The following is a 10,636-nucleotide window of genomic DNA, read 5'->3' as shown; positions in this document are numbered from 1 at the left end:
GGCGGCCCCGGCCGGGGCCGGGCTGCCTATTCGGCGGCGGCGCGCTGATCGGCAGCGGGCGCGCGCATGGCCTCTGCCGCCGAAAGGATCGCCTTCACGATATTGTGGTAGCCGGTGCAGCGACAGATATTGCCGTCCAGTTCGTCGCGCACCGTCTTCTCGTCGAGAACGCCCTCATGACGACGGATCATGTCCACGGCGGTCATGATCATGCCGGGCGTGCAATAACCGCACTGGAGCCCGTGATGCTCGCGGAAGGCGGCCTGGACGGGATGCAGGTCCTGTCCGCTGGCGATGCCCTCGATCGTCGTGATCGTGCTGCCATTGGCTTGCGCGGCCAGCATGGTGCAGGACTTCACGGCCTGCCCGTCCACATGCACGACGCAAGCGCCGCATTGCGACGTGTCGCAGCCGACATGGGTGCCCGTGAGCCCGACCGTCTCGCGCAGGAACTGCACGAGGAGCACACGCCCCTCCGCCTGCCCGCTCACCTTGCGACCATTCACCACGACAGAAATTTCGGCCATTCGTTCCTCCCGAAACCATCACCCGAAACGAAGCGCAGCAGCCTCTGCGCAGCCGGCGCGCGTTCGATCTCCTCGTGAGGTTTCGTCGCGCTGTTCTCGGCCTCTCGGCTGAGCGGAGACTGCTACGGCGCGGCGCGGTCGGCAAGCGATTTCTGGAACCATTCCAGACGCATTCTCCGCCTCATGCGACGATCGGCCTCACTGTCGGACGAGGTGTTAAGGCGCGTGAGTTCAAGGCGTTAACAATGTGTGGCGCAAGTCCCACAAAAGCTTCGGGGAATCTCCCGCGCTCGCCCGCTCGCGGTTGTTATTTCCGGCGAGACCGGCATTTTGAAGAGCAAGCTCGGGGGAGCGCAGGCCTAGCCAGGGCCTGCGCGGCGATCATGACTGCGACGGCGCTCCGCGCCCTCTCGGCCATTCGGCTCCCGATACCGAGACGTCCGGCCAAGAGAGCGTTCCGCGTTGATGTCAGGATTGAAGCGTTGGGCCGGTACGGCCTTCGGCCTGCCCGCTCTGGCCCTCGGCCTCGGCCTGACCGGGCTGGAGCCCGCCCAAGCGCTGCCGAAATTTCTCGATCCGTTCAACCTCTTCGGCAGCCGGGACGAGGAAGACACGAGCGACCTCCCCGACCCCGTGCGCTACACCGCGACGCTGACGGTCACACCCGATGCCGATGATCTGCAGAAGGTGCTGACCAAAGCCTCCTCGCTGGTCGCCGACGAAAAGGAAGCCGTGTCGGGCTCGCTCGGGCTGCTCGCCAAGGCGCGCAACGACCGCCGCCGGCTGGTCGCGACGCTCTACGAGAACTCGCGCTATGACGGGCTCGTCACGATCCGCATCGAGGGGCGCGACATCGCGACCCTCGCGCCCGACGCGAGTTTCGACACGTCCAAACCTGTCCCGGTCGAGATCACTGTTCAACCCGGCCCTCTCTTCACGCTCGGCACCGTGCGCATCACCGCCAATGGCGTGCCGGTGGACCCCGCGCCCTATGATCTGACGGCCGGAGCCTCGGCCGATTCGACCCGCATTCTGGCGTCCGAAGCGCGGCTTCTGGAAGATTTGCGTAACGAGGGCCGGCCCTTCGTCGCGGTGACCAACCGCAATATCGTCGCCGACAGCGCCACCGATCGCATCGATATCGACCTGACCGTCTCGCCCGGCCCGCCGGTTCCCTTCGGCCAGACCTATGTCACCGGCACGGACCGCATGGAGCCGGGCTTCGTGGCCTTCATGGCCGGCATCGAGCCGGGCTCGACCTTCTCCACCAAGACGCTGGAGAAGGCGCGCAAGCGGCTGGTCGATCTCGGCGTCTTCTCCACGGCCTCGGTGAAGGCCGGCGACGCGCAGGTTGCGGACGGCACGCTGCCCGTTCAGGTGACGGTGGCCGAGCGCAAGCGCCATGTCTTCGGGGCGGGCGCGACCTTCTCCAACACCGAAGGCGGCGGCGCGAATGTCTATTGGGAAGACCGCAACCTGTTCGGCCGGGCCGAGAGCCTGCGGCTCGAAGGCGCGGTCTCGCGCATCGGCGCGGAGGCGATCAGCACCACGGGGCGCGAACTCGACGGGTTCGACTACAAGGCGTCTGCGACCTTCAAGAAGCCCGGCGTTCTCGGCCCCGACTCCGTCTATATCGGCTCGCTCACGGCGTTGACCGAGCAACCGCTCGCCTATGACCGCTCCTCGATCTCGTTGTCGAACGGCGTCGAATATTCGATCGACGACCAGCAGCGCCTCAGCGTCGCGGTCAAGGCGGAGTACGAGACGATCACCGACTATCTGCGAACCGACGAGGAATTCATCCTCGCCTCCGTGCCGGTGACCTATACGTTCGACGGGCGCGACAACAAGCTGAACCCGACCAAGGGCTTCTACGCCTCGCTCATGGCCGAACCGACCTATGAGTTCAACAATTCGGTGCCCTTCGTAAAGGCGCGCGCCGACGCCTCGGCCTATCTGTCCTTCGACGACGAAAGCCGCTTCGTGCTCGCCGGGCGCGTGGGCTACGGCATCGTGGCGGGCGCCGATCTTCAGGACGTGCCGAACGATCGGCGCTTCTATGCCGGCGGCGGCGGATCGGTGCGCGGCTATGTGTTCCAGTCCATCGGCCCCTATTATCCGAGCTTCGCGCTTCCCGGCACCAATCGGCGCTTCGTGGACACGCCGATCGGTGGGCTCTCGGTATTCGAGGCGTCAGCCGAGCTGCGCTTCAAGGTGACGGACAATATCCAGATCGTGCCCTTCGTGGATGTCGGCACGGTGGGCGACGATTTCGCGCCCGACTTCAGCAATCTCAAGATCGGTGCGGGCGTCGGCGCGCGCTACATGACGAGCTTCGGCCCGATCCGCGTCGATGTCGGCGTGCCGCTCGACCCCGGCCGGCGCGATAGCGATTTCCAGATCTATGCCGGCATCGGGCAGGCCTTCTGATGGTGATCATGCGCTTTTTTCTCGACCGTGTGCTTCGCCTGCGCGCGATGGTCCGCCTGCGCGCTGGGCTCATGCTGCTGGCCTGCGTTCTCGCCTCGCTCGCCGCCACCCAGCCGGCCCGCGCGCAGTTTCTCGCCGGCCAGCTGGAGAACCTGCTTTCCACCGAAGATCGACAGGTCAAGATCGAGGGTCTGTCCGGCGCGCTGAGCGGCAATGTCCGCATTGAGACCGTCACGGTCGCCGACCGGGACGGCGTCTGGCTCACGGCGCGCGACCTCGCGCTCGACTGGTCGCCCTTGGCGCTAATCCGCAAGAACGTCCAGATCCAGAATCTCTCGGCCGCTTCGATCACGCTGGCCCGCCTGCCCCGCGCCTCGACGCAGACCGAGGACACGTCGTCGGGCGGTTTTTCGCTGCCCGACATCACGGCGGATGTGAAGCGTATCGCCATCAATGAATTCATTCTGGATCAGGCCGTCGCTGGCGTCGCAGCGCGCCTGTCTGCCGAGGGCGCGCTGACGCTGGCCGCAGACCCGACCCAGCTCGACGCACAGCTCGCGATCCGCCGGTTGGATCAAGGCGGCGAGATCAACCTGAAGCTCGGCTTCCAGCCGAACGCCAACCGGCTGGAATTGAATGTCGCGGCCAGCGAACCGGCGGGCGGCCTCGTCGCCAATCTCCTGAAACTGCCGGGCGCGCCGCCCGTCAACCTGACGATCCAAGGCTCCGGTCCCTTCGACAATCTCAGCGCCAGCGGCGCGCTGGACCTGGGCTCGGAGCGTGCCGCGACGCTGAACGCGGCGACGCAGAATTCGGCGGAGGGACGGCGCGTCACGGCCGAACTGACCGCGCTGACCAAGCCCTTCGTGCCCGAGGCCTATCTCGGCTCGGTCGGCGACAACCTCTCGCTGAACGCCAATGTGTTTCTGCGCAGCGACGGCGTGATCCGCATCGACAGCGGCCGGCTGCAATCGGGCCCGCTCGATCTCACCGCCGCCGGCGCGCTCGACCGCAGCGGCTCGACCAACGATCTGACGGTCGCGCTGCGCACCGGCTCGGGCGACCCGATCCCGCTGGCCTTCGGGTCGCAGGGCTCGCGCACGGCGCTCGAAATCACCTCGCTCGACGCCAAGCTGACGGGCGCTTTCGCCTCGGCCGGACTGGACGTGGCGGCCAAGGCCCGCACCGCCGGCTTCGAAGGCTATGTCCTCAACGAAGTGGAAGCGACGGCACGCTCGCCCGGCTTCGATCTCAACAATCTCGTCGGCCCCGTCACACTGAACGCCAAGGCGCGCAACGCGACCGTCTCCGGCACAAGCAACTCGCAGGTCGCCCTCACCGCCTCGCGCGTTCTGGAGGGGCCGATCGCGCTCGACGCCGATGGCGCGTTGACAAGCGACGGTCTCACCTTCAACCGCGCCACGCTGACGACAGGCGCGGCCGATCTGACGCTGAGCGGGCAAGCCGCGCTCAACTTCTCGACCTTCCTGCTCAACATCCAGTCGAGCTTCCAAACGGTGGCACTGTCGCCCGAGGCCGTGCCCTATGTCGGGCAGCGCGTGGCGATCAACGGCCAAGCTCGGCGCGCGGCCGATGGCAGCCTCGGCGTCAGCGATCTCGTGGTGGATGGCGATGCGCTGGAGATTTCCGGTTCCGCCAGCCTGACGGGCGAGACCCTCGCCGCCGCCATCACCGGCCGGCTCGATCAAACCGCGATCGCCAATTCCGCCCTCAAGGGCAAGGCGAATTTCACGCTGAACGCCGCAGGCACGCTCAGCGCGCCGCAGGTGAACCTGACGGCCAGCGCGCAGGAGTTGGAGGTCGCCGGCCGCCGGCTGGAAACGCTGGACGCGCGCATCGCCGGCACCTTCGCGGCCGACGCGCCCAACGGAACGATTGCGGTCAACGGCACCTATAATGGCGCGCCGCTGGCGCTGACGGCCGATCTCGCCAGCGAGGGCGACGTGCGCTCGTTACGCAATCTCCTCCTGCGTCAGGGCCGCAACTCCGTGTCCGGCACGCTGGCGATCGATAGTGGCAACCGTCCTTCCGGCAATCTGGCGCTGGACATCCCGGATGCCTCGACGCTTCTGGCGTTGGCCGGGCAGTCCGGTTCGGGCGATCTCAAGGGCAATCTCGCCTTTGCCATCGGCAATGGCGGAACGCCGGTGGCGGATGTGGACCTCACCTCCGGCGGGGTGACGCTTGGCCAGAACCAGCTGCGCAACGCGCGGATCGACCTGCGCGTCCAGAACTTCCTGCAGGCCCCGCTCGCCTCCGGCACGGTGCGCGCGGAGCGTCTGGAGGCCGGTGGCCAACGCATCCAGCGCCTCGACGCGGCGCTCGAAACGGTCAACAACGCCACGGCCATCAATGCCAGCGCCGCGCTCAACGACGTGCCGACACGGCTGTCGGGCGATGTCGCCTTCACCGATGCCGGCACCGTGGTGCAGCTTCGCACGCTGACAGCCGATATTCCGAACGCGCGCCTGTCGCTCGCCGAGCCGGCCACCGTCACGCTTGGCTCGGTTCGCACCACGCTCGGCACGCTGCGCTTCGATGTGGGCGCCGGTTCGCTCACGGCGTCGGGTTCGCTGGCCGATCGCCTGGACCTGAATCTCGCCCTGGAGCGTCTGCCGCTGGCCGTCGCCAATCCCTTCGTGCAGGGGCTCGACGCCTCCGGCACGCTGACCGGCACGGTTCGCGCCGGAGGTCTCGCCTCCGCGCCCGACCTCGACTTCGACCTCAGCGCCGCCGCGGTTCGCACCAGCCAGACCCGCGCCGCTAAGCTCGACAGCGTCGATGCCGCCCTTGCCGGCCAGTATCGCGACGGAACAGCGACGCTGCGAACGGCCCGCGTCGATCTGGGTCAAGGCTCGATCGCCGCCACCGGGACGGTCGGCCAATCGCTGGCGCTTGATCTGAACCTGACCGACATTCCCGTTGCGCTCGCCAATGGCTTCGTGTCGGGGCTGGATGCCGAAGGCTTGTTGAACGGCACGGCGAAGGCGACGGGCTCCCTGCAGAACCCGGCCGTGACCTTCGACATCGCCGGCTCGGGCATCAGCGCGGCCGAGGTGCGGCGCGCGGGCGTTCAGCCCCTGTCGCTGGATGTCTCCGGCACCTATCGCGCCGCGACCGTGCGGCTGGACACGGCCCGGATCGACGTCGGCACGGGTCGGCTGGAAGCCACGGGCAGCGTTGGGCGCGACCTGAACCTGCAGGTAGAGATCGTCGATCTGCCGGCCGCGCTCGCAAACGGCGTGCGCCCCGGCCTCGGCGCTTCGGGCACGCTCAACGGCACCGCGACGGCAACCGGCTCGATCAGCAATCCCAACGCGCAGTTCGCGCTGACGGGTCGTGACCTGACCGCCGCGCCGCTGCGCCAGTCCGGCCTTCGCCCGGTTGCGCTCGATGTCGCCGGCACTTATGCGGACGGCACGGCGCGCTTCGAGCGGGCGCGGGTGAATGTCGGGGATGGTTCGCTCGACCTCTCCGGCACACTGGGCCGCCAGCTTGACCTCTCGGTGACGCTGGACCGCCTGCCGCTCGCGCTGGCCAATGCCGTGCGCGAGGACCTTGGCGCTCGCGGCACGCTGTCGGGCACCGCGCGGGCCACCGGCTCGCTCTCCGCCCCCTCGGCCGAGTTCGACCTTCGCGCCGAGAATGTCTCGGTGGCGCAGACGCGCCAGGTCGGCGCGCCGGAGATCGACGCCGTGGCGGCGGGGACCTTCGCCAATGGCAGCGCCACGCTGCGCACCGCTCGGATCGATCTGGGCTCGGGTTCGCTGACCGCGACCGGCACGGTCGGCGAACGGCTCGATCTCGACGTCGCCTTGAACAACATCCCGGCCTCGATCGCGGCGGCCGCCGCGCCCGATCTCGCCCCTCAGGGCACGCTGGACGGGCGCGTTCGCGCCGGCGGGACGATCGCCGCGCCCGATGTCCAGTACGATCTCTCGCTGGCTGGCTTCTCGGTGCAGCCGACGCGCGATGCCGGCGTCGGCGCGCTCGCCATCGCCGCCAATGGCCGGTTCGCCGACAATCAGGTGACCCTCAATTCCACGCTCTCGGGCTCCGGTCTCCAGTTCGCGGCCAATGGCTCGGTCAACGTCGCGGGTACGCCGAGCTTCGACCTGCGCCTCGACGGCACCGCGCCGCTCTCGCTTGCCAACCGGATTCTCGCCGAGAACGGCCGCTCGGTGAACGGCACGGCGCGCATCAACGCCACGGTCACCGGCACCGCCGCCAATCCGAACGTGGTCGGCACGGTTTCGACGGCGGGGGCGAGCTTCGTGGATACGGGCGCCAATCTCGCGGTCAACAACATCAACGCCACGGTGGCGCTGAACGGGCAGACGGCGACGCTCCAAGGCGTGACCGCCCAGCTCGGCGGCGGCGGTACGGTGTCGGTGTCCGGCACGATCGGGCTCGGCTCCGGCTTCCCGGCCGATCTCGCGATCCGCGTGCAGGACGGGCGCTATAGCGACGGCGAGCTCGTCACCATCCGCCTCAATGCCGGGCTGACCCTCACCGGCCCGCTGACCGGCGCGGCGGTTCTGGCGGGCACGATCAACGCCTCCGAAATCGCGATCCTCGTGCCGGACAATCTGCCGACCTCGATCTCGCGCATCGATCTGGAGCGGCGCAACACGCCGCCGGCCGTGCTCAAGCAGCTGCGCGAAATCGATCCCAACAGCGGGTCGAGCGGCACGTCGGGTTCGGGCGGCATCAGCCTGAACATCACGCTCAACGCGCCCAACCGCGTTTATGTGCGCGGTCGCGGTCTCGATCTGGAACTCGGCGGGACGATCCGCATCACCGGACCGGTCTCCAATCTCGGCATCGACGGCGGCTTCGACCTTCGGCGCGGACGCTTCCAGCTCCTGTCGCGGCGGCTCAACTTCGAGCGCGCCACGCTGACCTTCGATGGCAATCTCGTGCCGACGCTGGATCTCCTGGCATCCTCCGACACGGGCGAGGCGACGGTCTATGTCGCCATCACCGGGCCGGCCGCGAGCCCGAGCTTCTCCTTCACCTCCTCCCCTGCCCTGCCGCAGGACGAGGTTTTGGCGCGGCTCATCTTCGGTCAGGGCACCTCGGACCTGTCCCCGGTGCAGATCGCGCAGCTCGCCAGCGCGGCGGCGCAGCTGGCCGGCGTCGGCGGCTCGACAGGGCTTCTCGACAATCTGCGCTCGCAACTGGGCGTCGACGATCTCGATATCCGCACCACGGCCGATGGACAGGCGGCGGTTGGCGTCGGCCGCTATCTCAACGAGAACACCTATGTCGGCGTCGATTCGACCGGGCGCGTTTCGATCGATCTCGATCTCGGAGCCAACGTGAAGGCTCGCGGCGCGGTGACGGCCAATGGCGGCGGCGAAGTCGGCATTTTCTACGAAAAGGAATATTGATCGGGCGTTGCAACATTCAGCGCGGCCGATCATTTTATGGCTAAACACGGACGGTCGGCCCATGGAGCCGGCCGCCCGCTCACAAGAGGAGCGAAGGCCATGAGCACGGAATCCCTGAAATACGCCAAATTCGACCATGACGGCGGCAAGAGCTACGCCTCCCCCATGGACGTGATCCATGACGACGGCCTGCCCCATGGCCAGAAGAAATCGATCCTCGAAGAATGGAAGCGCCGGGTCGCCGCGCACAACCGTGCCGACGGCATCCAGACGATGGATCACGAGTTGGATCGCGCCATCGAGCGTTTGGCCGGCCTGGGCACGTAAGCCCGGTCTCCGCTTTCACGCCAAAGTCTGACCGCATCGGACAAGCCGCCCCCCGGGCGGCTTTTTTCGTTTGCGCTTCGTCCACCATGCCGCATGGGACTCTCGATTTTGATGTAAATTCGAAAGACTCAGATGTTAGACATGCATCTAACGCATGGATGCCCTGGGACTTGACCCGGATGGAGCGGGCCGGTTTGCTTCGCATCCGTTTGGTCTATCTCCCGACAGACCTTGAGACCTGCCGGCCTCGTTCGCGAAGTCGGCCCAGCGACGGATCGATCAGCGTGACCAGCCAGCCCAATGCCGACATCACTCTCGACCAGCTTCAGGCGCGGGGCGCGCAAGCCCTGAAAACCGGCATCCGGGCGCTCTTTGCCGCCGATCCCGATCGTTTCGCCCATCTCTCCTTCCGACACGACGATCTTCTGCTCGACCTGTCGAAATGCGCTCTATCACAGGACGATCTTTCCGCGCTTCTGGCCTATGCCAGGACGGTCGGCGTCGAGGCGCGGCGTGATGCCATGTTCGATGGCGCGCGCATCAACACGACCGAGAACCGCTCGGTGCTGCATGTCGCGCTGCGTGCCCATGCCGAAGACGGGTTCAAGGCCGATGGCGAGCCGGTGGGCGAGGCCGTCGAGAGCGTGCTCCAAGCCATGTCGCGCTTTGCGAGCGGCATCCGCGACGGATCGATCGCCGGCGCGACGGGTGCGCGGATCACCGATATCGTCAATATCGGCATTGGCGGCTCCGATCTCGGCCCGGTCATGGCGGCGATCGCGCTGAGCCCCTATCACGATGGGCCGCGCACGCATTTCGTGTCCAATATCGACGGCGCGCATATGGCGGACACGCTGAAGCTCGTCGATCCCGCGACGACGCTCTTCATCGTGGCGTCCAAGACCTTCACCACGATCGAGACCATGACCAACGCGCAGACGGCGCGGCGCTTCATCGCGGGGGCGTTGGGCGAGGCGGCGGTCGGCGCGCATTTCTGCGCCGTCTCGACCGCGCTCGATAAGGTCTCGGCCTTCGGCATCGGCGAAGACCGCACCTTCGGCTTCTGGGACTGGGTGGGCGGTCGGTATTCCGTCTGGTCCGCGATCGGCCTCCCCTTGATGATCGCCATCGGCCCGCAGAATTTCCGCGCCTTTCTCGACGGCGCGCGCGATCTCGACCGGCATTTCAAGTCGGCCCCGGCGCGCGAGAATCTGCCGATCCTGCTCGGCTTGGCCGGTTGGTGGCACCGTGTGGCGCAGAACCATCCGTCCCGCGCCATCATCCCATACGACCAGCGCCTCGCCCGCCTGCCCGCCTATCTCCAGCAGTTGGACATGGAATCCAACGGCAAGCATGTCGGTCTTGACGGCTTGAAGACGCCGACCGCGACCGGCCCCGTCGTCTGGGGCGAGCCCGGCACCAACGGCCAGCACGCCTTCTTCCAGCTGCTGCATCAGGGCACGGACATCGTGCCGGTCGAATTCATCGTCGGCGCCAATCCGCATGAGAGCGCCCCGGAGCTGCGCATCCATCAGGATCTGCTTCTCGCCAATTGCCTCGCGCAGTCCGAAGCCCTGATGAAGGGCCGCACGCTGGAGGAAGCGCGCGAGCAGTTGCTGAAAGCCGGCCGTTCACCGGAAGAGGCCGAGCAGATCGCGCCGCATCGCGAATTCTCGGGCGACCGCCCGTCCATCACCCTTCTCTACGACAAGCTGACGCCTTTCGCCTTCGGCCGCCTCGTGGCGCTCTACGAGCACCGGGTCTTCGTCGAGGCGCAGCTTTTCGGGATCAACGCTTTCGACCAATGGGGCGTGGAACTCGGCAAGGAACTGGCCACCGGCCTCCTTCCCGTGATCCAGGGCACCCAGTCCCCTCAATCGCGCGATTCCTCCACCGCCGGCCTCGTGGCCGCGATCGCCGAACTCCGGAGCTGAACTG

At 67.3% G+C, this 10,636-nt stretch carries 5 protein-coding genes; 4 read left to right on the top strand and 1 reads right to left on the bottom strand.

Features of this window, described 5'->3' with window-relative positions; genetic code table 11:
* Positions 1-26: 26 nt before the first annotated feature.
* Complete coding sequence (locus NS365_RS17325; protein WP_058601548.1) at positions 27-527, bottom strand: (2Fe-2S)-binding protein; 501 nt, start codon at positions 525-527, stop codon at positions 27-29.
* A 465-nt stretch (positions 528-992) separates the two neighbouring features.
* Between NS365_RS17325 and NS365_RS17320 the strand changes: the two genes are divergently transcribed.
* The 4 genes from NS365_RS17320 (at position 993) to pgi (ending at position 10,632) form a co-directional block, all read left to right on the top strand.
* Positions 993-2,957 carry an autotransporter assembly complex protein TamA gene (locus NS365_RS17320; RefSeq protein ID WP_244498485.1) on the top strand — a complete coding sequence of 655 codons (1,965 nt, stop codon included), beginning with the start codon at positions 993-995 and terminating at the stop codon, positions 2,955-2,957.
* Positions 2,957-8,371: a translocation/assembly module TamB domain-containing protein gene (locus NS365_RS17315; RefSeq protein WP_058601546.1), complete on the top strand. Its 5,415-nt coding sequence runs from the start codon at positions 2,957-2,959 to the stop codon at positions 8,369-8,371. The genes NS365_RS17320 and NS365_RS17315 overlap by 1 nt, the downstream gene beginning before the upstream one ends.
* A gap of 99 nt (positions 8,372-8,470) precedes the next feature.
* Positions 8,471-8,698, top strand: coding sequence for a hypothetical protein (locus tag NS365_RS17310; protein WP_058601545.1), 228 nt, complete (start codon positions 8,471-8,473; stop codon positions 8,696-8,698).
* 284 nt (positions 8,699-8,982) lie between these two features.
* Entirely contained in the window at positions 8,983-10,632 is a 1,650-nt protein-coding gene (gene pgi / locus NS365_RS17305) for a glucose-6-phosphate isomerase (RefSeq protein WP_082684678.1), read from the top strand.
* Positions 10,633-10,636 lie beyond the last annotated feature (4 nt).

This window comes from Aureimonas ureilytica (assembly GCF_001475935.1).
Lineage (GTDB): Bacteria > Pseudomonadota > Alphaproteobacteria > Rhizobiales > Rhizobiaceae > Aureimonas > Aureimonas ureilytica_A.
Note: the sequence above shows the minus strand (reverse complement) of the source record. Positions and strands in the feature narration are given on the sequence as shown.